Here is a 22123-nt window from a genome sequence, read left to right on the forward strand (position 1 = left end):
CGGGCTGAGCGATGAGTCCTTCCCGTCCCTTTATCCAGCGGCCGGTAGCGACGGCCTTGCTGATGCTCGCCATCGTGCTGACCGGTCTGGTGGGCTTTCGGCTGCTGCCGCTGTCGGCGCTGCCCGAGGTGGATTACCCGACGATCCAGGTGCAGACCCTGTACCCGGGGGCCAGCCCCGAGGTGATGAGCCGCACGGTGAGTGCGCCGCTCGAGCGCCAGCTCGGCCAGATGTCCGGCCTGGACCGCATGGCATCGACCAGCGCAGCGGGCGTGTCCATCGTGACCTTGCAGTTCCAGCTGGGCTTGTCGCTGGATGTGGCCGAGCAAGAAGTGCAGGCGGCCATCAACGCCAGCAGCGCGCTGCTGCCGGCCGACCTGCCCGCGCCCCCGATTTATGCCAAGGTCAATCCGGCCGACACGCCGGTGATGAGCCTGGCCATCACCTCCAAGGAGCTGCCGCTCACCGAGGTGCAGAACATCGTCAATACGCGCCTGGCGCAGAAGATCAGCCAGGTCACCGGCGTGGGGCTGGTCAGCCTGGAGGGCGGGCAAAAGCCTGCGATGCGCATCCAGGCCAACACCCAGGCGCTGGCTGCCAATGGCATCACCCTGAGCAGCCTGCGCACTGCCATCAGCAATGCCAATTCCAACACCGCCAAAGGCAGTTTTGATGGCCCCAAGCGCTCGTACTCGATCAACAGCAACGACCAGCTGCTGACCGCTGCCGACTACATGAACCTGGTGGTGTCCTGGAAGGACGGCGCCCCGGTGATGATGAAGGATGTGGCGCGCGTGGTGGCGAGCGCCGAGAACGACCGGCTCGCCGCCTGGGTCGATGAGACACCCGCGATCATCTTGAACGTGCAGCGCCAGCCCGGCGCCAATGTGATTGCGACGGTGGACGCGATCAAGCAGCGCCTGCCCGAGCTCACCGCCTCCTTGCCCGCCTCGGTCGAGGTCAAGGTGCTGACCGACCGCACCACCGGCATCCGCGCCTCGGTCGAGCATGTGCAGATGGAGCTGGCGCTGGCCGTGGTGATGGTGGTGCTGGTGATCTTCTTTTTCCTGCACAGCCTGCGCGCCACGGTGATTGCGAGCCTGGCCGTGCCCATCTCGCTGATCGGCAGCTGCGGGGCCATGTACCTGCTGGGCTACAGCCTGAACAACCTGAGCCTGATGGCGCTGACCATTGCCACCGGCTTTGTCGTCGACGATGCGATCGTGATGATCGAGAACATTGCGCGCTACATCGAGGAGGGCGAGACGCCGATGGCCGCTGCCTTGAAGGGCGCCGCGCAAATCGGCTTTACCATCATCTCGCTGACCGTGTCGCTGATCGCGGTGCTGATTCCGTTGCTCTTCATGGGCGACATCGTCGGGCGTCTGTTCCGCGAATTTGCGGTGACCCTGGCGATCACCATCCTAATCTCGGCAGTGGTCTCGCTCACCTTGGTGCCGATGATGTCGGCGCGCTGGCTCAAGCAAGAGGACACCAGCGCGCACACGCGCGGCTGGGCCAGCTCGGTGCAGCGCGGTTTCGACAAGGTGATCCACCACTACGACCGGGGGCTGCACTGGGTGTTTCGCCACCAGGCGCTGACCCTGGTCGTGGCCGTGGCCACCGTGGTGCTGACGGGCCTGCTCTACCTGGCCATCCCCAAGGGCCTGTTCCCGACGCAGGACACCGGCCAGCTGCAGGCGCAGATCGAGGCGGCGCAAGAAGTGTCCTTTGCCCGCATGAGCAACCTGCAGCGGCAGGCCGTGAGCGCCATCCTGCAGGACAAGGATGTCGCCTCGGTCAGCTCGGTGGTGGGCGTGGATGCGGCCAACAACACCATGCTCAACACCGGCAGCCTGTCGATCAACCTGACCCGGCCGCATGATGCGCAGGATGAGGTGATGCAGCGCCTGCGCGAGCGGGTGAGCCAGGTGGCGGGGGTGCGCATTTTTCTGCAGCCCTCGCAGGACCTGACCATCGACTCGCAAACCGGCCCTACCGAATACCGCCTGTCGATCGGCGGCGTGAACACCGACCAGGTCAATGACTGGACGCAAAAGCTCGTCAGCCAGCTGCAGAATGTGGCTCAGGTGCGCAATGCCACGAGCGACGCCGGGCGCAAGGGCCTGTCGGCCTATGTGAATGTGGACCGCGATACCGCATCGCGCCTGGGCATCAGCGCCAGCAGCATCGATGACAGCCTCTACAGCGCCTTTGGCCAGCGCATTGTCTCGACGATCTTCACGGAGACCAACCAGTACCGGGTGATTCTGGAGGCGCAGCAGGAGCAGCTCAACAGCGTGCAGACCCTGGGCAACCTGGCCATCAATGCCAGCAGCACGGGCGCTACGCCGCTGTCGGCGATTGCCAAGATCGAGGAGCAGATGGCGCCGCTGCAGGTGACCCGCGTGTCGCAGTACCCGGCCGCCACCCTGGGCTTTGACACGGCGCCTGGCGTGTCGCTGGGCCATGCGGTCGATGCCATCAAGCAGGCGGCCAAGGACATCGGCATGCCCGCGTCGCTGACCATGGAGTTCCTGGGCGCAGCGGCGGCCTACCAGAACTCGCTCACCAGCCAGCTGGTCTTGATTTTGGCGGCGCTGGTCTGCGTCTACATCGTGCTGGGCGTGCTGTACGAGAGCTATGTGCACCCGCTCACCATTCTCTCGACCCTGCCATCGGCCGGCGTGGGCGCCTTGCTGGCGCTGATGATCAGCGGCAACGACCTGGGCGTGATCGGCATCATCGGCATCATCTTGCTGATCGGCATCGTCAAGAAGAACGCGATCATGATGATCGACTTTGCGATCGATGCCGAGCGCAACCAGGGCATGGCACCGCAAGAGGCCATCCACCAGGCCGCGCTGCTGCGCTTTCGGCCCATCTTGATGACGACCTTGGCCGCCTTGTTTGCCGCGCTGCCGCTGATGTTTGGCTGGGGCGAGGGCGCCGAGCTGCGCCGCCCGCTGGGCCTGGCCATTTTTGGCGGGCTGATGCTCAGCCAGTTGCTGACCTTGTTCACCACGCCGGTGATCTACCTGGTGTTTGACCGCCTGGGTGCCCGCTTTGGCCGCCGCCAAGCCGGTACTGCGGATGGAAGCCATTCCGAGGTGCAGGCATGAACCTGTCCCAGCCCTTTGTCAAACGCCCGGTCGCAACGGTCCTGCTGACCATTGGCATGGCATTGGCGGGTATTGCCGCGTTCTTTGCGCTGCCGGTGGCACCGCTGCCGCAGGTGGACTACCCGGTGATCTCGGTCACGGCCAGCCTCTCGGGCGCGAGCCCAGAGAACATGGCCTCGAGCGTGGCCACGCCGCTGGAGCGCCACCTGGGCGTGATTGCCGGTGTCAACGAGATGACCTCGCGCAGCTCGACCGGCTCGGCCAATGTGACCTTGCAGTTTGACCTCAACCGCGACATCAATGGCGCCGCGCGCGAGGTGCAGGCGGCCATCAATGCAGCGCGCACCGATCTGCCTTCTGACCTGCGCAGCAACCCCACCTACCGCAAGATGAACCCGTCGGATTCGCCGATCATCATCTTGGCGATGACCTCGCCCACGCGCACGCCCGGCGAGCTGTATGACGAAGTCTCCAACGTGGTGAGCCAGCGCATCTCGCAGGTCGATGGTGTGGGCGATGTGGAAATCGGCGGCGGCTCCTTGCCGGCGGTGCGGGTCGAGCTCTTGCCCCAGGCGCTGAGCCACTACGGCATTGCGACCGAGGATGTGCGCGCCGCCATCCAGGCGGCCAATGCCAACCGGCCCAAGGGCGCCATCGAGAGTGGCGGCAACCGCCTGCAGATCTACACCCCCGCGCCCGAGCGCAAGGCCAGCTGGTACCAGGGCCTGGTGGTGGGCTGGCGCGACAATGCGGCCGTCCGCCTAGGCGATGTGGCGCGCGTCATCGACGGGCCGGCCAATGTCTACACGATGGGGCTGTTCAACGGCCAGCCCGCCATCCTGGTGCTGATCACGCGCCAGCCCGGCGCCAACATCATCAATACCGTGGACAACGTGCGCAAGCTCCTGCCCGAGCTGCAGGCCCAGCTGCCCAAGGATGTGAAGATCCAGGTGGCCAGCGACAGCACCAACTCGATCCGCTCGTCGCTGCGCGAGATCGAGACCACCTTGATGGTGTCGGTGATCCTGGTGGTGCTGGTGGTGGGCGCCTTTATCCGCAAGGCGCGCGCCACGGTGATTCCGGCGGTGGCCACCGTGGTGTCGCTGCTGGGCACCTTTGGCGTGATGTACCTGCTGGGCTATAGCCTGAACAACCTGAGCCTGATGGCGCTGACGGTCGCCACCGGTTTTGTCGTCGATGATGCGATTGTGGTGCTGGAGAACACCAGCCGCCATATCGAGCAGGGCATGGACAAGATGGCCGCCGCGCTGCAGGGCGCGCGCGAGGTGGGCTTTACCGTGCTGTCGATCAGCCTGTCCCTGGTGGCGGTGTTCATTCCGCTGCTGTTCATGGAAGGGCAGATCGGCCGTTTGTTCAAGGAGTTCGCCGTGACCTTGTCGGTCGCGGTGATGATCTCGCTGGTCATCTCGCTAACCACCACGCCGATGATGTGCGCCTGGTTTCTGCGCAATGAGGATGCGATTGAGACGGCGCCGCGCGGCCGCTTTGCCCGCGCGCTGGAAAGCGGCTATGACTGGATGTTGCGCGTTTATGAGCGCTGCCTGGATTGGGCCTTGCATGCCAAGGCCGTGGTGATGCTGATCCTGGTGATCGTCATCGGCATGAATGGCTATTTGTTCATGCATGTGCAAAAGGGCTTTTTCCCGCAGCAGGACAATGGCCAGCTCGCCGGCGGCCTGCGCGCAGACCAGAGCATCTCGTCGACCGCGATGGCCGGCAAGCTCAAGGAGGCACTGGCCATCATCCAGCAGGACCCGGCCATCGACACGGTGGTGGGCTTTGCCGGCGGCAGCCGCTCGGGCGGCGGCTTTGTGTTCATCAACCTCAAGCCGGTGAGCGAGCGCGATGTGACCAGCCTGCAGGTGGTCGCGCGCCTGCGGCCGCAGCTGTCGCAGATCACCGGTCTGCGCGTGTTTCTGAACCCGGTGCAGGATTTGCGCATGGGGGGGCGCTCGTCGAACTCGACCTACCAGTACACTCTCAAGAGCGACAACACCGCCGACATGAAGAAATGGGCCACGCGCCTGGCCGAGCGGCTCAAGCAAGAGCCCTTGCTGCAGGACGTGGACACCGACCAGTCCGACAGCGGCGTGGAAGTCTATGTCGAGGTGGACAAGCAGGCTGCAGCGCGCCTGGGGGTGAATGCCAAGTCCATCAACAATGCGCTCTACAACGCCTTTGGTCAGCGCTCGGTGGCCACCATCTACAGCGATCTGAACCAGTACTCGGTGATCATGGAGTGGGCGCCCGAATACACGCGTGGGCCGCCGGCGCTGCAGGATATCTATGTGCCATCGAACCTGAGCGGCACCGAGGGCACCGCGGCCAACCCGGCGCTGCGCAGTGCATCGACCGGCAGCGTGATCAGCACCAGCGTGGCCACCATGGTGCCGCTGTCGAGCTTTGCCAAGGTGCTTGAGCGCCCTGCGCCCACCAGTGTGAACCACCAGGATGGTGAGCTGTCGACGACGATATCGTTCAACCTGGACGCAGGCGTGGCGCTGAGCGAAGCCCAGCAGGTGATTGCCCAGGCCGAGGCCGATATCGCCATGCCGATCAATGTGCGCGGCAGCTTCCAGGGCACGGCGCTGAGCTTTCAGAAATCGCAGAACCAGCAGCTCTACCTGATCCTGGCTGCGATTGTCGTGATCTACATCGTGCTGGGCATGCTCTATGAAAGCCTGGTGCACCCGATCACCGTATTGTCCACGCTGCCATCGGCGGGGGTGGGCGCGGTGATTGCGCTGATGCTGTTTGACATGCAGTTCACGGTGATTGCGCTCATCGGGGTGTTCTTGCTCATTGGCATCGTGAAGAAAAACGCCATCCTGATCATCGACTTTGCGCTGGAGGCCGAGCGATCGCGGGGCCTGTCCGCGATCGATGCGGTGCGCGAGGCCTGCCTGCTGCGTTTTCGCCCCATCCTGATGACCACCTTGGCCGCCGCGCTGGGTGCCTTGCCACTGGCCATTGGCTTTGGCCAGGGCTCGGAGCTGCGCCAGCCGCTGGGCATCGCCATCATTGGCGGCCTGCTGGCCAGCCAATTGCTGACCCTGGTCACCACCCCCGTGGTCTATGTGCTGCTGGACAAGCTGCGCCGCCGCGCGCCCAACGAGCGTGACCTGGGCCGTGCCTCGAGTGACGGCATGCCTACCCTGGAACACTGATACGCCATGACGCCTTCTCTTGATCTTTCCTATTCTTTTCGTGCCCCCCTGCTGCGCAGCCTGGCGCTGGCGCTATGCTGCGCAGGGCTCTTGAGCGCCTGCTCGGTGGCCCCCGTCTACCAGGTGCCCGCCACGCCAGCGCCAGCCAGCTTCAAGGAAGCGGGCGCGCTGTGGCAAAGCGCCCAGCCCAACGATGCGGTGGACCGGGGCGACTGGTGGACGCTGTTTGCGGACGAGCCGCTCAACCAGCTCGCTGCCCGGGTGCAGGTGCACAACCAGAACATTGCCGCGGCTGCTGCCGCTGTGCAGCAAGCCCAGGCCGCGTTGCGCGTGGAGCAGGCCGGCTTGCTGCCGACCGTCAGTGGCAGCCTGGGCCAGACGCGCCAGGGTGGCAGCCAGTCCAGCAGCAATGGCAGTGCCTCGCTGGGCATCAGCGCCGCCTGGGATGCAGACCTGTGGGGCCGCCTGCGCGAATCGGTGAGCGCCGCCCAAAGCAGTGCCCAGGCGAGCGAAGCCGATCTGGCCGCTGCGCGCCTGTCGGCCGTGGGCAGCCTGGTGCAGAACTATTTCCGCCTGCGCGAGGCCGATGCCGAGATGCAGATCCTGCTGCAATCGATCGAGGGTTACCAGCGCAGCCTGCTGATTGCCCAGAACCGCTACGACGTGGGGGTGGAGGCGCGCACGGCAGTGCTGCAGGCGCAGACCACGTTAACCAATACCCAGGCCAGCGTGGAGTCCCTGCGCCAATCGCGCCAGACCTACGAGCATGCGATTGCCGTGTTGACGGGCCAGGCGCCGGCGCAGTTTGACCTGCCGCCCGCCGCCTGGAACGTGACCGTGCCCGAGATTCCGGGCGTGGTGCCATCGACCCTGCTGGAGCGCCGGCCCGACATTGCCGCTGCCGAGCGCGCGGTGGCTGCTGCCAATGCCCAGATCGGCGTGGCCCAGGCGGCCTACTACCCGAGCCTGGGCCTGAGCGGCTCGTTGAACCGCTCGGGGTCGAACATCGGCAACCTGTTCAGCGCCTCGGGCCTGCTGTGGTCGCTGGGCGCATCGCTGAGCCAGAGCATTTTCAACGCCGGCGCCACTACCGCGCAGGTCGATTCGGCCCGCGCCGCGCATGCGGCCCGCACGGCCAGCTACCGCCAGTCGGTGCTGGCGGCGTTCCAGGCGGTCGAAGATGTGCTGAGCAATGTGGCAGCGCTCAATGCCCAAAAGCCGCTGCTGCAGCAAAGCCTCGATTCTGCCGAGAAGGTCGAGCAGCAGATGCTCAACCGCTACAAGGAAGGCCAGGTGCCCTATACCGATGTGGTCACCGCCCAGGCCACAGCGCTGTCGGCACGCCGATCCTTGATCCAGCTGCAGCTGAACCAGCAACTGGCAGCGGCCCAACTCATCCAGGAGCTGGGGGGCGGCTGGCATGCCGATTGGATGAAGCCGGGCGCCTAAAGCTCAGACAAAGGGCTCAGTGCAGATGGGGCAGAAAATTGCGCCCTGTCCGCTGCACAAATTGCGCATAGCTCATTGGCGCGCCCAGTTGCGCATCGCCCCGGTTGGGCAGCACCCAGGCCCAGGCGCGTTGTTGCTGTTCATCAAACACCAGCTTGTACAAATGGCTGGGCACCCAGACCTGGTTGCGGCCGATGGTGGGGGTCTGGCCCTCAAACAAGGGGCCGGTATAGACAAACACGTTGCCGCTGGCGCGCTTGGCGTACTTGCGCACATCCGCTTCGAGCTTGGACCAGACCTGGCGGTTGTGCGTCGGGTCCTGCGGCACCATGTTGGACAGCGCAAAGGACTGCGCCATGCCGGTGGCGGTGCTCTGGTCCGCTGCCGGCGCCATATGGCCCCGGTCATAGCCACTGGCCTGGTAATCGGACAGCTCGGCCTTGTAGGCCGCGCGCAGGCGCGCATCGGCATAAAAGTGGTCGGTGCGCTGCAAGCCCGCCGCGCCTTGCAGCCGCTGGCGGCTCAAGCGCTCCACCGTGACGATCGGCGTTTTGGACAGCCCCGAATAAAGCACCGCAAACCCGGTCGAGCACAGGGTGACGGGCATCCAGTTGCGCCCCACACTGGCAGCACTGAGCGGCGCGCTGGCGGGCAACTGCTCGGCGCAGTCGGCAAAGCCCTGGCTGCCTTTATCGCTGCTCGCCTGGCTGGAAGGGGGCGGGGTGGGGGTGGCTGAAGCGTGCCCGGCATCTGACGCAGCGCCCCGGCTTTGCCGGGCAATCTCTAGAAAGCGGCTTTGCCAGTCTGCCGCGGTGGACTGGACCTCTTCCACCCAGTGCTGCACCGTTTGCACCGGCGGCAGCTGCTGCAGCCACTGAGTGCTATGGCTGACCGCCCATTGGCGGATAGGGTCGAGTTGCGGCACATAGGCGGCCGACGCGATGGCTGCGACCGCGCTGTAGGCGGCAATCGCCCCTTTGCCCACCATGCCGCGTAAATAACCGCGCAGCAGGCCGGGGGCGGACTTGGATGCTTTTTTCTTTTTGGCGGGGCGCTTGGCGGAACGGGGAGGAGGGCAGGCCATGAACTACGACAACCGGGGCATGCCGACCTTTAGCCAGCACAGCAAGACAACTGCCGTATTGTGGCTCAAATTGCTACCTGTTGCCTGAAATTGCTATGAATTTTTAAGCTAACTATCTAGTGCAATGAATGCGTTGTGGCTATATGGTGCTGAAGGCCGCCAAGCACAGGACTGTATAAAAATATGGCAAATATTGCGCTGTAGAAGCGCAGCTGGCACAGCCGCCCCCGCGCCACCGGGGCTGGTGCTTCAACCAACGGTCTGCGGCGGTGGCTGCATCCCTCATAAAACAGATTTCACACGAATAGCAAACAACTGCAAACTGATAGTTGTTGTTAACCACAAATAGATTTAATCGAATATCATATAGCTATCAATTATAGCTAAGTGTTAGCGCGGAGTTAATCGCTGTAGCCGTTTCTGTCATTTACCATCCGCGCTGGGGGAGAATCCAGTGCGGAATTTTTGATGGCGGCACAGGTAATGGGTAGTAATGGTATTTGCTGCCCCCTAATTCGCAAAGACAATATTTACTCAATGTACACCCCTGTCTACGTGTATTTGTCGTCAGAGCCGTTTTCGAAGATAAAACTCAAGCCCACCAGCCATTTCGGCGTGTACAGAACGGATCCCATCAAGCTCGTGGTGAACGAAACCACGGTGGCGACCTACCAGTATGTGCGGCTGGACCGGGTATTCAACAAGATTTTTATCTACGATATCCATTTGCGCCGCGATGTGGGCAGCCTGGGCCTGGGCCAGTTTTATGATGAGCAAATGGGCGGGCGGGCGAAGTCGGGCGGGGATGAGTAATTATTGAAGTATTTTAATAAGGTACTCATTGCTTTATTAAGCTGCACATGAGCTATTCGGCCAGTTTGGAAGTTAGCGATATGGATCTATTTGGTAGCCATGGATCGTTGCTTCAAATACCTTACTCAACATGCTGTATTTGTGCATTGTTGCCAAGCCCCTATGACGTTAGCTGGACACGCAGTTCAAATATCTACTCAGACTTTTGAGCTATATATGTGAGCACATGTGTTAGTAGTATCTCCATTTTCCAGAGCCATGCTACTGGACTGCGCACTGAAGTGGCATGCATTGCTCGCCGCTCTTAACCTCGTCGCTTATAGACGAGGTCACCCGATCAAGCCATCTCTTTGAACGGGAGGACCGCAGCACTAGCTGGTCGGAGTGCGCTGTTAGTAAATACACGGGGTGGTTTTGGCTACCTCAATGAATCAACCGCTCTCTGTGGAGCACGTCTATGGCGAACTGCTACAGGCTGCGCACCATTGTCATGACCTCTATCGCTGCATTGAGTATTATAGGTATCAAAATTAATTAAATGATATCTATGAGATGCTTTTCTGCGATCATGTGCGCTTGTTCGTGGCTTAGCGTCTTCCAATTTCAGCGGTTTCGGCGCCCGGTCCGAACCATCTGCAGTCGCGGGATCCGTTATTTGGGTTACGGTTTGCGCGGGCTATGTCCGGTGTCACTTGTTGGCTAGCCTTCGCCAGGATGGATAGATAGTCAAACCTAAGTTAATATCAAAATTTAACTATAGTTAAGTAAATTTCTGAACTATTCTTAATTTCTACAATAAGATGCCCGGTGTCGGGTGCAGCATTGGCGCCAAGTATGCAGGCAGTGCTGACCGGTGATCTGCACCGGTCGCCTGCAATCAATAGTTGGTGGGTCAAAAGCCCGAGCGTGCGGTGGGTAAAGACAAGGCTTTGGCTGGTGGTCAGAGCTTCTGTCCATTCCAGGCCCAAAGAACTCGGCCGCGCACATCGAGTTGCTCCCGGCCGTCGAGCAAGTCTGAGGTCTTGATGCTCGGGTTGTCGCTGCTGATCTCGAACTGGCCATCCCAGCGTTGGCGCACGCGTTTTACAAAAAGTCGGTCATGGGCGCACAGCACATACACCCCATCGATATCGACCAGGCGAATGCCAGTATCAACCAGCAAGATATCGCCATCGTTGAAGGTGCCCTTCATCGAGTCACCATAGGCATGGATAAAACGCAGCGCCTGCACATGGGAAGGCTTGACGCGCTGCGTGACCCACTCCTGAGAGAGCTTCAGATCTCCTGTCAGCACGTCGTGCTCCAGCAACTCTGCGCCTGAGCCCATCGATGCGCTGTTGGACAGCACAGGCACGGCGATGGTGGGACGCCCGGGAATCGGCGCAGGGGACAGGTCACTATAGGGCATCACCATGTTGGAGCGCGACATCGTACCTTCGCCCAGCGCCAGCCAATCAGACGAGACATTGAGCAGCTGCGCTGCGCGAGCGCTGTTCTCCGCCGTCAATGCCTTGGTGTTCCCGTCCACCACCTTCTTGATCGCTTGGTAGGACAGTCCCAGCCGGTCTGCCAGATCGGCTGTTTTCATCTCTGCAGCAGTCATCGCCTGAACCAGGCGGTCTTTGTATTCAACCATGGTTTAAATTCTCGTAGAAAACGTCTTAACTATAGTTGCTATTTGTTCTGAACTATGGTTTAATTGTGACATGTCTACACCAAAGTCACAAGCCATCCAAGATCAGAGCCAGGCCCCCGGTTCTGTGGTGGCGCATGAAGCAGCGCTCATGGAGTCGGTTTCAGAAGCAGGGGGCTCTTATGGCGTGGTGGGCCGCGTCGGATTCAACAAGTCAGGCTGGTCAACCCTTGGTGCTTCTGTGCACGCAGGGTTGGTCCCGAATGCCTTTAGCCGCCCGGCGCAGTCTGTTGCATCCAAGTTCAGCCCGCAGCGGGTATCCAGAACCGTGGAGCGCAATCCCCGATACCCCGGCTATTTCATCGAGAGCGGGGCCCAAGCCCAGGCCTCTCACCATAAAACCCAACGTATTTTGAAAGGAGCACTGCGATGAACAACACCCGAGCCTATGACCCTGTGAGCAGCCCCTGCGCTGCAGAGCATTCGGCACGGTTTGCTGACAGACATGTCTCCCGCATCATGGCAGCGCTGCAAGATGAGAAGTCGCTGACGGCAGGCGAGATGGCCGAATGCACTGGCATGACGGTTGAGCAAATCTGCCGTCGCCTGCCCGAGCTTGAGCGACGTGGCCATACCCAGGTAGTGCAGTTTGAAGGCGCGGATCTGCTGCGCAATGGCTATCGCGTATGGGAGGCGGTGTGAGCATGCAGCTGCCCTGGTTTCGCGCCTACACGGAGATGGTCGACGACGAGAAGCTGCGCCTGCTCGCCTTCGAGGATCGCTGGCATTTCATGGCGCTGCTGTGCCTCAAGGGGCGAGGTGTTCTGGATGATGCCGGCCCTTTGATGATGCGCAAGGTCGCCGTCAAGATGGGCATTGACACCCGCACCTTGGCGGAGGTGGGTCGTCGCTTGGCTGAGGTAGGTCTGATCGACCAGGAGAGCTTGCAGCCTTTGCGCTGGAACTCGCGCCAGATGCGCAGCGACACTGACCCCACGGCTGCTGATCGCAAACGCCGCCAGCGCGCAAAAGCCAAAGCCGGTTCCGCGCTGCAGTCCGAGACGGATGGGGTACGCGTGACCGCAGGCGATGTCACGCGTACAGACAGAGAGACAGATGCAGATACAGAAGCAGAGAAAAATACAAATGATGCTGGTGCGGTGACGGCTGGCGCAGGCCTGGGCTTTGGTCAGGCTGCCGGAGCCATGCATGACTCCAAGGCCAAAGCGGCCACACGCCTTGCCGATGCCTGGATGTTGCCGCAAGCCTGGTGTGACTGGGCACAGCAAGCCCGGCCAGATCTGACAGACGATGACGTGCGCAAGCAAGCGGAGGTGTTTGCCGATTTCTGGCATGCCAAGGCTGGCGCTGATGCGAAAAAGCTGGACTGGCTGGCGACCTGGCGCAACTGGATTCGGCGCTGCGAAACCCTCAAGCCCTTTGCACGGCAAGCATTTGGTGCGCAGTATCACAGCGGCGAGACCAGCTACCAGCGCAGCATGCGGGAACGCGCCCAAGAGGCAGTTCCTTCCATTGCCCGGCAAGCTCCTGAAGCTTCGCCCGCCGATTTTTTCAAAAGCCAGGCCATTGAGGTCGCGGCCAGGCGCATTGAGCGGCCACAGAAAAATATCGGAGGTGCGGCATGAGCTTGCCGGTCGCATGGATAGACAAGATTTTTACCAAGCTCACCTTGGTATATGGCCGCGACTTTCTGGGACGATGGGAGGGCCTGGACCTCAATGCCGTGAAATCCGATTGGGCGCATGAGCTGGCGGGTTTCGAGAAATTCCCGGAAGGCATCGCCCACGCATTGACACACCTAGATCTGGTCAAGCCGCCCACTGTGTTCCAGTTCCGCGATCTGGCGCGCAAGGCACCTGTGCCAGAGGCTCGGCAACTGTCCGCGCCGCTGGCCTCGCAAGCCGTTGTCGCCGAGCAGCTCAAACGCTTGGCGCCGCAGCTCCAGCGTGCGCAGGCGCCGGCGGACAAAGGCTGGGCACACGCGATCATCCAGCGCGTCAAGGCCGGCGAGAGGCTCAACCCGACCACGGTCCGCTTTGCGCGTGAGGCAGTGGACGCGGATGGGAGGCAGGCATGGTCTTGACCACCATGCCAGACGAGCGCATGGCACTAGACCGCAGCGCCCACCTGAACATATGCGCAAGCAGAACCCGACTGAACCCAGCCAGCACAACGGCATTGAAGGAGCAAGCATGAGCAATACAGCAGAGCGGTACACGGCCGCGATAAGTTCCCGTGATCTGTCGGATGAATCGCACCGCATCGGCCAGGTGGACCTGATCAAGGCCAGCGGGATGAGCAAAGCCAACGTCGCCTTGCACTATCTGCGGATCATCACCAAGCCTAGCAGGGTGGATATGGAGCGTATGTACACAGCCTTGATCCAATACGGATCGACCAAGAAGCTGGCCGATCCTCAAGATGCTGCCCTTGAAGCCATGGCTTGGCTGCTGGACCAAAGGTGCAAGCCATGCCAGGGAACAGGCCTGACGGCCAAGGATGGCAAGAGCTACAAGTGCCTCAAATGCAAGGGTGCGATGCTGGCCAAGGAACCCAGCCGCAGGGATGTGCAGTTCCTTATCGACTATGTGATGGATTGCAAAAGAACGCACAGCAATAACTTGAATAAGTTGTTGCGGCCTGGCTAAAACTGTGGTATTCTCGTAATCGTTGAGACAGTGATGCGAAGGACGCGAAAGTAGCCCGCCAATGTCCCCAGCCATGAACTACTTGCGATGCTGTTGCGGCATCGCAAGGCCTTGGATGGCAGAGCTATGCCACCAGCCTTTGAAGCCTCGCCCCGTGCGGGGCTTTTGCATTTCTGGCGTGGGTAAATGCGCTGAAAAATGTCTGCACAGATGGGCTGTGGCGTTGTGCTGCTTCACCTATACGGCGCCACACAATTGCACTTACCAGGCACCCATTCTTCTTACCTGCATGTTTGCGCCGAGGCCCGCTTTATGTGGGCTCTGTCGTTTCAACTGCAGCAAGCGCAGTCCGCACCTGAGTGGTTTGACGGTGTGGTATCTCCTGCTGAGAGCTTCCCAGTGCTTGAAGAAGCGAACAGCAGCCCCAGCCCGCTTGGGTGGTCTGATGGGGCATTGATCTGGAGGCCAGTGTTCGTGCTGGCCTTTGTAGTTACCGCAGGGCAGGCTCGGCGCGCATGCGCAGCCAACCATCTGGAGCCTAGCCCCTGCGACCCTTGACGAGAAAGCGCAGGCTGCTGACGTTCAATATATCGTCGACTGCCTTGTCTCTTTCAACCATCGCATACCGCCGAGAGGCGGTTTTTTTGTGCCCGACGAGGGCGAAACCGATCCGCCCTGCAATGGCGCAGGCGGATTTTTCTTTTTCTAGAAAGGCCCAACCATGGCTTATGAAGTATCGACCGGCACCCGCTTCGCAATCTCGACCGGCTTTGGCGCTCCCGTCTCCGTGACCACCATCTCCAACGCCGCACCTCCTGTGATTGCTGCAGCCGCGCACGGCCTGAGTGCCAAGGACCCCTTCCTGCTCAACACGGGCTGGGAGGACATGAACGACTCGATCTTGCGTGTGGGTTCGGCCACCACGGGTGCCATCACCCTGGAAGACGAAGACACCTCTGATCTGATCCAGTTCCCCAGCGGCTCGAGCGCCGGCACGGTCCGACCCATCACCGGTTGGACCGAGCTGCAGCAGGTCAGCGAAATCAGCCCTACCGGCGGTGAGCAGCAGTACGCGGAATTCGCGCCGCTGTCGCAGAAGTACGGCATCAAGATCCCCACGACCCGCTCGGCAATGAGCTGGGAGCTGACCTTCGGCTGGGATCCCACCCTGCCTGGCTACAAGGCAGCGGTGAATGCCTCCCGTGCCAACCGACTGGTGGCGATTCGCATGGCGCTGCCCAACGGGGGCTCGGTCAGCTATGCCTATGGCTACATCAGCGTGCAGGAAACCCCCGTGGTGGCCTCCAACGCTGTGACCACCGGCAAGCTGACCCTGTCCATGCTGCGCCCCATCAAGACCTACAAGTAAAGGTCGCCACACCTGTCTTGACCGATCAAGGCGGGTTTTCTATGCCCGGCAGGTAGCACCTGCACGGGCTTTTTTTGTTTGAAAAGAAGGAAATTCATCATGGCGAAGTCTCTCGCATCGTTTGCACCCACTCCCACCTTCAAAGGCACTGCCGATGTGCCCGTTGCCGGCAAGGGCCCGCAACCCCTGGGCCTGACCTTCCGCTTTCATGACACCGAAGCCATGAAGGCGCTGTCGGCCGAGTTCACAGCCTTGCAAGACAAGTACAAGGCGACGGCCGAGGCCCCGCTCAGCGATGAGCAAGAGAAGGACATGCGTACCGACCAGGCCAAGCTGGTGATGAAGATCGTGTCCGCCTGGGAGTTCACCGATGACTTCAGCGTTGAGAACATCACGCAGTTCTTTGTGACCCATGCGTTCGCCTTCGGTGCGATTGTGACTGGCTTCTTCCAGGCTCATTCGGGCGCCAAGACAAAAAACTGATGGAGCTGGGCCGCGCGCTGTTTGGCGAACGGTCCAGTCCCCAACAACTGGTGGCCATGGGCTTTCCTTCCGAGATCATTAAGGAACGCGAGCCCCTGGTGTGCTACCCCGACAACGAGCTGGCCTACCGCTGCTTCATCGACAACTCCAGCCAGTGGCGTGCAGGCATGGGCGGCATCTACGCCCTTGACTACAACGTGATCTACAGCTGGTTGGATGCCGAGGGCATCAAAAAGCGCAAGCGCAACCAGGTGCTGCGCGAAGTCGGCCTGCTGGAACGGGGCGCGCTTGAAGCGATGCAGACGCGCAGGGAAGCACAGGAGCGCTCCCGCCAGAAATAGCCCACCTCGGTGGGCTTTCCTTTTTCTACGCTCGCCTCGGCGGGCCATTTCTATTGGTGCTGCTATGGCTGATCTAGAAAAAAATATCAAGATTGGTGTCGACCTCTCGGATCTCCAGGTGGGTGTCCATGAGGCCATCAACAGCATTCAGGGCTTCTGGAGTTCGGTCGAGGCCGGCTCCAGAAATTCCGCACAATCGTTCGAGCTGATGACCTCGGCGTTTCAGAGCCAGTCATCGGTGATCCAGGTGGGGATCCGGGATACCCAGCGCTTCTCAGAAACCTTTGTTCAGGTGCAGCAAACCAGCCAGGTTGCGCTGAGTAGCTACTCCAGAGACCTGGCGACGGTGCAGCAAGAGCAAGAGAGCGCAAATGCCTCTGCCAAACGCTGGACCGAATCCACCAAGGTGGTGTTCGGCCTGCTGGCACAAGGCGCGCCCGCGTTCTTTGGCAAATTCATCACCGAGACCATCAATGCAGAGAAGCAGCAGGCCCAGCTCTCTGCCGTGTTGAAGTCCACCGGCGAGGCTGCGGGTTGGTCACAGGAACGGCTCAACGGCATGGCGACATCGCTGTCCAAGTCCAGTGTCTTCTCGACCGGCGATATCACCCAAGCGCAAACGCAGCTGCTGAACTATTCCAATGTGGTGGGGCAACAGTTTCCGCAGGCCATGCAGGCCGTGGTGGATATGTCTTCGCGCATGGGCACATCGGTGACCAGCTCTGCGGAGACCATTGGACAGGCGTTGAACTCCCCGTCCGAAGGGCTCAAAGCGCTGGCGGACAAGGGGGTGCAATTCACCGACCAGCAAAAAGAGATGGTCGCGCAGTTGGAAGCCACCGGCCAAGTTGGTGCGGCACAGGCCGTTATTCTGGATGCGCTGCAAACCTCGTATGGCGGTGCGGCAGTTGCTGCCAGGGATACGCTGGGTGGCGCCTTGGAGGCGCTGCAGCACAGCTTTGCGACGGCCATGACAGGCGACAGCGGCAGCCTGCAAGGGATGCGCGAGGGCATTGAGTCGTTGAACGATACGCTGTCCTCCGAAGCGACACGCGAAGGCTTTCAGACAGTGATTGGCGCGATTGCTGGCGTCATTGAAATTGCCATCAAAGGCATCAGTGCGCTTGGGCAGCTGGCGAATGCCGCCTCGCTGAGTCGCAAGGAGACTGCGCACAAGACCGCCAGTGCTAACTTTGACTGGAACAAGAAGAACTATGAGGAGGCCAAGGACTTGGCAGAAGCTGAGCCTGGCAACAAGCGCTACGCAGCTGAAGCTCAGAAATACTACGATGCGATGCGGGCTGACCATGCGAATATGCAGCGCATCACTGCATCGATGCAGCCTCCGACCATCGAGCTACCGACGGTCAAAGTGGAAACTCCCAAAATCACGCCGAGGCGGGCACCTTCTGCAGGAAGTAATTCTGCTGGCAATGCCCCCCGTGAATCTAATGGGGGTGATCAGGAGCATGCGATTTCTGGCATCAAGTCCAGGATTGCGGCCGAAGAGGATCTGATTGATCGTCTCAAGGAGCGGGCTGCAGCGGCCGCCAGCATGAGCGAGTCAGACCAGCTAGTCATGAAGCTGCAGAAAGAAATTGCTCGCACAACGGATGCGAGTACCAAAGCCAATTTGCAAGGCCAGCTTGTTGAAGCGCAGCGCTACCAGGTGATCCAGCAGGTCCGGGGTGAACTGGAGAAGCAGATTCAGACCCAGGACGAAGCAAGCAAGAGCTATCTCAAATATATCGACGACCTGAAAAAGTCAGCAAGTGCGATTGGCGATATGGCAGACAAGCAGGATGTGGCCAACGCAAACTTTGGAAAGTCCAAGATAGCTATTGCCGAAATGGCGATGGAGAAAGCCCGGTCCGAAGCAAACAATGCCAGCGGAGTGCCCTGGAGACCTGAGGTCAGCGAAGGTTTGGCGAAGGTTGCCGAGCAGCATGAGCGTTATGTGCAATCGCTGAAAGAAGGCGCATACATCGAGGCCAGCAGCAAGTATGCAGAGCAGCTGAAAGCTGCAAAAGAGGAATATGAACTGCAGCAATACAGCATGTCCCTGCTGGGCGTGGAAGAAAGCCAGCGCCAGAAACTGCTGGCTGTGCGCAAGGCTGAGTTGCAGCTTGCGCGTGAGATTGAGCAGATCAAAAAGAGTTCTTACGATTCCAACAGCGAAAAGAACGCGATCAAAGAAGCTGATTTGATTGCTCAGGCGAGACTCACTGCAGAGACGAAGCTACAGACCGAGCTGGCGCGCATTCAGGACCAATACGTCACGCAGCAGGCAAGCAAATATGCGGATGTCGTGCGCCAGGGATTCGCCGACTTTCTCAATAACGGCGCTCAGGGTCTGAAGAACTTGGGCAAGTCTTTGAAGACGACCGTACTGACCTCCATTTCAGATGCTTTGTACAAGGCATTCGCGCAGAAGTTTGTGATGAACATCGGCGCGAACATCACGGGCATTATTACCAGCGGAGTGGGATGGCTGGCTGGGTTGTTTGGTGGAGGCTCGGGACTTGGTGGTTCAGGCGATGGCGCCATGAGCTTGCTGAGCGGTGGGTCTAATGCATACAGCCTCTATACCGGGGAAGGATTGCTGGGTCAGACTTCTCGCTACGTAGGAAGCATGCTTGGCTGGGGTAATACTGCGACCTTTTCCGCGCATACCCTCAACTCAGCAAATGCAATAGGTATGGCCGGAGGTGACTCTCTTGGATTTCTGGCTACAAGCTCGGAAGCCGCGGGAGCTGGCGGATCCGGGATGGGCAGTTGGTTTTCCGGTGGCGGTTGGGTGATGAGTATCCCAATCATCGCGGCATACCTCGGCGGCATGTTCAAGGAAGAAAAGCAGGTCGGCAGCGGCCTGATGGGTGAGCTCGGCGGAGACATGTATGGCTACCAGCTGATGCGAGAAAGCGGCAGCTTGTTTGGTGGTCCGAAGTACCGCTACCTGGCTGCAGAGAAGGAGATCGAGAAGGCCAATGCGCAGATCGAAACGCTCCAAGGCCAGATCGCGGCGAACCCGGATGCCAAGGAGAATGGCTACCGTGAGCGCCAGCTCCAGCAGCTGTATTCGCGTGTCGAAATGCTCAAAGAGAACTATGGCACGGCGATTGAAGGCTCCAAAGGCCCCATCAAGGTGCTGCAGGATGCCTTCAAGGACATGCGTGAGGACACGGCCAAAAAAGCCGATACCCTGGGGCTGAATGGAGACGCAATCCGTGCCATGAAGGTGGCACTGGGGCTCGATGAGATCCATCCGGACACGGGCGGCAACGGCTTGCGGTTGACGGGCCTGTCGCAAGAGGAAGCATCGGCCAAGATCCAGCAGGCGCTCGCGCAGGCCAATGAAGAGCTGGCACGCAGTGTGCTCGGCAGCTGGCAGGAGCAGACCAGCGAAGTGACCCGCATGGTGTGGGACAACGTGCAAGTGGCCGGCGATGGAGACACTGAGCAATGGGCTCGTGTCGGCCGCCAGGTGACGGAGACGGTTACCGAGCAGATCTTCGTGATGAGCGAGTATGTGCGCACGGGTGAGACGGCAGTTGATGCCTTGACCCGCATGTCATCCAGCCTGGTCGGCGTCAACCAGATCTTTGAACTGTTTGGCTCTACCTTGCTGGAGGGCTCGCTCTCTGCAGGTGACTGGGCCAGCAAGCTGGTGGATGCGGTTGGCAGCATGGACGCGCTCACACAGGCCGCAAGCACTTATTACGATTTGTATTACAGCGACGACGAGAAGCGAAGCCGTGCGACCAAGGTGGCCAACGACGGTATGGAAGAGCGTGAGCTGGACCTGCGTGTTGGCGATGTGGATGCAAAGAAGAAGTACCGCGCCCTGGTTGACAAAGCGATTGCGGACAAGGACGAGGAGCTGCTCGCTTGGCTGCTGCAGTTTGCGGATGATTTTGCCAATGGCGTTGATGCCGTGAATGCCAGCTTGGAAGAGGGATCCAACAAGCTTCAGCATGCCCGGGAAACGACGCTGTCAACGTTGGGGCTGTCGATGGATGGCCTGGTCGATGGCTTCATCAATGAGATCAACGAGGGACGTGGTGCGGAAGCCGGTAGCTGGCTGGCCAATCAAATCTCGGCGGGCTTTGAGCAGGCTGTGTACGAGCAGGCGGTGAACACCATTCTGGCGTCCATGATCGACGGGATGATCACGCCGATGCTGACTGCTGCACTCACTGGAGCCAATGTGGCTGATGCCGTGAGCGGTGCAGCGATTGACAACATGATTTCAAATGCCAATGCGGCGCTGCAAGCACTGAATACGTTGCTGACCAGCACCGAATTCGTGGAGGGCATGGAGAAAATCAAGGTCACCGTCAAGTCGTTGGGGAACTCCATTGGCGTCAGCATTCCCAAAATGCGCAGCTACCAGGGAGGCGTCTCCAGCCTGGGCAGTTCCTACGACTCGTCCGCCAAGGCTGCAAACTCTGCGGCGGATGCGGCCAAGAAGCTGGCTGAACAGTGGTCCAAAACCATTGACGCCATGTCCAATGAAATGAAGCGGCTGCGCGGGCAGTTGCTGGGCTCTGGCCCGGACCACGGAGCGGCATATTACGAGTCCCTTTTTGCCATCAAGACGGCCCAGGCCCGATCTGGCAATCAGGATGCAGCCGACGAGCTGCCCTCGATCATCCAGGCGCTGGAGGAGCTAGCAAAAGCCAGTGCAACGTCCCAGGCCGATGTCTTGCTCAAGCAGTCGGCCTGGCTGGCGTCGTTGGCCGATACGAGGAACTTCCTGGCCAATAAATACGGCGTCGATATCGGCGATGTGAAAACCGCAGAGGTGGGCGCTGCCACTGCAGGGCGCGTGGTTCAGGCGAGTGGCAACACCGCTTTGCTCAGCGCGCTGCAGGCGTCGAGCGACAACCCGGTGCTGGTGGCGGAAGTGCGGGCCCTGCGCTTGGCACTCGACAACCATGATGCCAACCGCAAGGCCGAGGCCACGGTCGTTGTGCCTGCCGTGCAGCAACTCAACAAGACGCTGCGCATGTGGGACGCCGATGGAATGCCTGCAACACGTACACAGGAGGAAAACGCATGACAGGATTGAGAACCGTCAGCCCGCTGGAGATCAGCGATGGCGTGATCGTTGCGCAGCCGCCCGTGGAAGACACAGCTGCGGCCTGGTTGGCTGGCGCCTGGCCCGCAGGCGGCAGGGTGCGCTACCAGCATCTGGTCTACCAGGCCGGGGCGGACATCAATGACAGCATTCCGCCGCCGGACAACCCCACGCTCTGGATCAAAGTCGGGCCCACCAATACGTGGGCCCTTTTTAATGGGCGCACGTCGCAGAGCTCCAAGTTCAATGCGACGGCGTCCTACCGGTTCCGATTTGGACGCGCAGTGGATGCCGTATGTGCCATGGGCATGACCGGTGTGCATTCCGTCCGAGTGCGCGTGCTGGACCCTACCTATGGCACCGTCTATGACAAGGCACTCACCGTAGGCCTGGCGCCAGAGACCGCCGATTGGTGGGAATGGCACTTTGGCGAGTGGACGCCTACGGGTGTGCTGGGGCTCTTTACCGGGCTACCGGCATTCCCGCAAGCGGATGTGCTGGTGGATTTCATCGGCACGACCGACATGGAGGTCGGCAACCTCATTTTGGGCAATGCCAAAGAGTGGGGTCTGGGTGTCGAGATCGGGGCCTCGGTGGGTATCCAGGATTTTTCCCGAAAGGAGCTCGATGAGTTCGGCAACCGTGTGCTGGTCGAGCGCACCTACATCGGATGGGCGGATATGTCTGTGCCCATCCGGCGCTCAGAAATCATGGCCATCAAAAACTACATGACCAAGAACCGGGCCAAGCCCATTCTGTTCCTGGGCTCTCAAGACATTGAGGCCCTGAACGTATTTGGTATCGCCAAGGATTGGTCAGTCGCTATCGAGTACCACGACTACTCGATGTTTGCAATTCAACTTGAGGAGGTGTGATGCCTTTAGTCGTTCCA

The 22123-nt window shown here is 60.5% G+C and carries 15 protein-coding genes; 13 read left to right on the forward strand and 2 right to left on the reverse strand.

The window, feature by feature from the left end:
* Positions 1-11: 11 nt before the first annotated feature.
* From ACPEE1_RS08440 to ACPEE1_RS08450, 3 genes are read left to right on the forward strand one after another with little or no spacing between them, the layout of a single operon-like run.
* On the forward strand, positions 12-3122 hold the full coding sequence (locus tag ACPEE1_RS08440) for an efflux RND transporter permease subunit (RefSeq protein ID WP_116925942.1): 3111 nt from the start codon (positions 12-14) through the stop codon (positions 3120-3122).
* Positions 3119-6310 carry an efflux RND transporter permease subunit gene (locus ACPEE1_RS08445; protein ID WP_116925943.1) on the forward strand — a complete coding sequence of 1064 codons (3192 nt, stop codon included), beginning with the start codon at positions 3119-3121 and terminating at the stop codon, positions 6308-6310. Before ACPEE1_RS08440 ends, ACPEE1_RS08445 begins: the two co-directional genes overlap by 4 nt.
* 6 nt (positions 6311-6316) lie before the next feature.
* A complete protein-coding gene (locus tag ACPEE1_RS08450; protein ID WP_116925944.1) occupies positions 6317-7759 on the forward strand; it encodes an efflux transporter outer membrane subunit in 1443 nt (480 codons plus the stop codon).
* 16 nt (positions 7760-7775) lie between these two features.
* Here the strand turns inward: ACPEE1_RS08450 and ACPEE1_RS08455 are convergent, their stop codons facing one another.
* Positions 7776-8843 carry a DNA/RNA non-specific endonuclease gene (locus tag ACPEE1_RS08455; RefSeq protein ID WP_116925945.1) on the reverse strand — a complete coding sequence of 356 codons (1068 nt, stop codon included), beginning with the start codon at positions 8841-8843 and terminating at the stop codon, positions 7776-7778.
* Positions 8844-9380: 537 nt separating this feature from the next.
* Here ACPEE1_RS08455 and ACPEE1_RS08460 point away from each other — a divergent pair.
* On the forward strand, positions 9381-9656 hold the full coding sequence (locus ACPEE1_RS08460) for a hypothetical protein (protein WP_182342827.1): 276 nt from the start codon (positions 9381-9383) through the stop codon (positions 9654-9656).
* Positions 9657-10596: 940 nt separating this feature from the next.
* On the opposite strand, the gene ACPEE1_RS08465 is transcribed toward ACPEE1_RS08460, so the two are convergent.
* The gene (locus ACPEE1_RS08465) at positions 10597-11292 is read right to left on the reverse strand and encodes a LexA family transcriptional regulator (RefSeq protein ID WP_182342825.1); all 696 of its coding nucleotides are present in this window, start codon (positions 11290-11292) and stop codon (positions 10597-10599) included.
* 426 nt (positions 11293-11718) lie between these two features.
* Here ACPEE1_RS08465 and ACPEE1_RS08470 point away from each other — a divergent pair, with 426 nt between their 5' ends.
* The 9 genes from ACPEE1_RS08470 (at position 11719) to ACPEE1_RS08510 (ending at position 22106) form a co-directional block, all read left to right on the forward strand.
* Positions 11719-11991, forward strand: a complete 273-nt coding sequence (locus ACPEE1_RS08470; RefSeq protein WP_182342823.1) for a helix-turn-helix transcriptional regulator — start codon at positions 11719-11721, stop codon at positions 11989-11991.
* A 2-nt stretch (positions 11992-11993) separates the two neighbouring features.
* On the forward strand, positions 11994-12935 hold the full coding sequence (locus ACPEE1_RS08475; RefSeq protein ID WP_182342821.1) for a hypothetical protein: 942 nt from the start codon (positions 11994-11996) through the stop codon (positions 12933-12935).
* Positions 12932-13393: a hypothetical protein gene (locus ACPEE1_RS08480; protein WP_182342819.1), complete on the forward strand. Its 462-nt coding sequence runs from the start codon at positions 12932-12934 to the stop codon at positions 13391-13393. The genes ACPEE1_RS08475 and ACPEE1_RS08480 overlap by 4 nt, the downstream gene beginning before the upstream one ends.
* Positions 13394-13445: 52 nt before the next feature.
* Complete coding sequence (locus ACPEE1_RS08485; RefSeq protein ID WP_182342817.1) at positions 13446-13958, forward strand: hypothetical protein; 513 nt, start codon at positions 13446-13448, stop codon at positions 13956-13958.
* Positions 13959-14679: 721 nt separating this feature from the next.
* Complete coding sequence (locus ACPEE1_RS08490; RefSeq protein WP_182342815.1) at positions 14680-15327, forward strand: phage tail tube protein; 648 nt, start codon at positions 14680-14682, stop codon at positions 15325-15327.
* A 99-nt stretch (positions 15328-15426) separates the two neighbouring features.
* Positions 15427-15810, forward strand: coding sequence for a phage tail assembly chaperone (locus tag ACPEE1_RS08495; RefSeq protein WP_182342813.1), 384 nt, complete (start codon positions 15427-15429; stop codon positions 15808-15810).
* Complete coding sequence (locus tag ACPEE1_RS08500; protein ID WP_182342811.1) at positions 15810-16151, forward strand: DUF1799 domain-containing protein; 342 nt, start codon at positions 15810-15812, stop codon at positions 16149-16151. Before ACPEE1_RS08495 ends, ACPEE1_RS08500 begins: the two co-directional genes overlap by 1 nt.
* 64 nt (positions 16152-16215) lie before the next feature.
* Positions 16216-21213 (forward strand): phage tail length tape measure family protein, encoded by a 4998-nt coding sequence (locus ACPEE1_RS08505; protein WP_182342809.1) that lies wholly within the window; start codon positions 16216-16218, stop codon positions 21211-21213.
* Positions 21210-22106, forward strand: a complete 897-nt coding sequence (locus ACPEE1_RS08510; protein ID WP_182342806.1) for a hypothetical protein — start codon at positions 21210-21212, stop codon at positions 22104-22106. Before ACPEE1_RS08505 ends, ACPEE1_RS08510 begins: the two co-directional genes overlap by 4 nt.
* Positions 22107-22123 lie beyond the last annotated feature (17 nt).

Origin of the sequence: Comamonas sp. 23 (assembly GCF_049601575.1) — a bacterium.
Taxonomy (GTDB): Bacteria; Pseudomonadota; Gammaproteobacteria; order Burkholderiales; family Burkholderiaceae_C; genus Comamonas; species Comamonas squillarum.

Bases quoted from the DNA above. Each gene is read 5' to 3' on its own strand.
- ACPEE1_RS08440 (WP_116925942.1), top strand. From the start codon at position 12: ATGAGTCCTTCCCGTCCCTTTATCCAGCGGCCGGTAGCGACGGCCTTG.
- ACPEE1_RS08445 (WP_116925943.1), top strand. From the start codon at position 3,119: ATGAACCTGTCCCAGCCCTTTGTCAAACGCCCGGTCGCAACGGTCCTG.
- ACPEE1_RS08450 (WP_116925944.1), top strand. From the start codon at position 6,317: ATGACGCCTTCTCTTGATCTTTCCTATTCTTTTCGTGCCCCCCTGCTG.
- ACPEE1_RS08455 (WP_116925945.1), bottom strand. From the start codon at position 8,843: ATGGCCTGCCCTCCTCCCCGTTCCGCCAAGCGCCCCGCCAAAAAGAAA.
- ACPEE1_RS08460 (WP_182342827.1), top strand. From the start codon at position 9,381: ATGTACACCCCTGTCTACGTGTATTTGTCGTCAGAGCCGTTTTCGAAG.
- ACPEE1_RS08465 (WP_182342825.1), bottom strand. From the start codon at position 11,292: ATGGTTGAATACAAAGACCGCCTGGTTCAGGCGATGACTGCTGCAGAG.
- ACPEE1_RS08470 (WP_182342823.1), top strand. From the start codon at position 11,719: ATGAACAACACCCGAGCCTATGACCCTGTGAGCAGCCCCTGCGCTGCA.
- ACPEE1_RS08475 (WP_182342821.1), top strand. From the start codon at position 11,994: ATGCAGCTGCCCTGGTTTCGCGCCTACACGGAGATGGTCGACGACGAG.
- ACPEE1_RS08480 (WP_182342819.1), top strand. From the start codon at position 12,932: ATGAGCTTGCCGGTCGCATGGATAGACAAGATTTTTACCAAGCTCACC.
- ACPEE1_RS08485 (WP_182342817.1), top strand. From the start codon at position 13,446: ATGCGCAAGCAGAACCCGACTGAACCCAGCCAGCACAACGGCATTGAA.
- ACPEE1_RS08490 (WP_182342815.1), top strand. From the start codon at position 14,680: ATGGCTTATGAAGTATCGACCGGCACCCGCTTCGCAATCTCGACCGGC.
- ACPEE1_RS08495 (WP_182342813.1), top strand. From the start codon at position 15,427: ATGGCGAAGTCTCTCGCATCGTTTGCACCCACTCCCACCTTCAAAGGC.
- ACPEE1_RS08500 (WP_182342811.1), top strand. From the start codon at position 15,810: ATGGAGCTGGGCCGCGCGCTGTTTGGCGAACGGTCCAGTCCCCAACAA.
- ACPEE1_RS08505 (WP_182342809.1), top strand. From the start codon at position 16,216: ATGGCTGATCTAGAAAAAAATATCAAGATTGGTGTCGACCTCTCGGAT.
- ACPEE1_RS08510 (WP_182342806.1), top strand. From the start codon at position 21,210: ATGACAGGATTGAGAACCGTCAGCCCGCTGGAGATCAGCGATGGCGTG.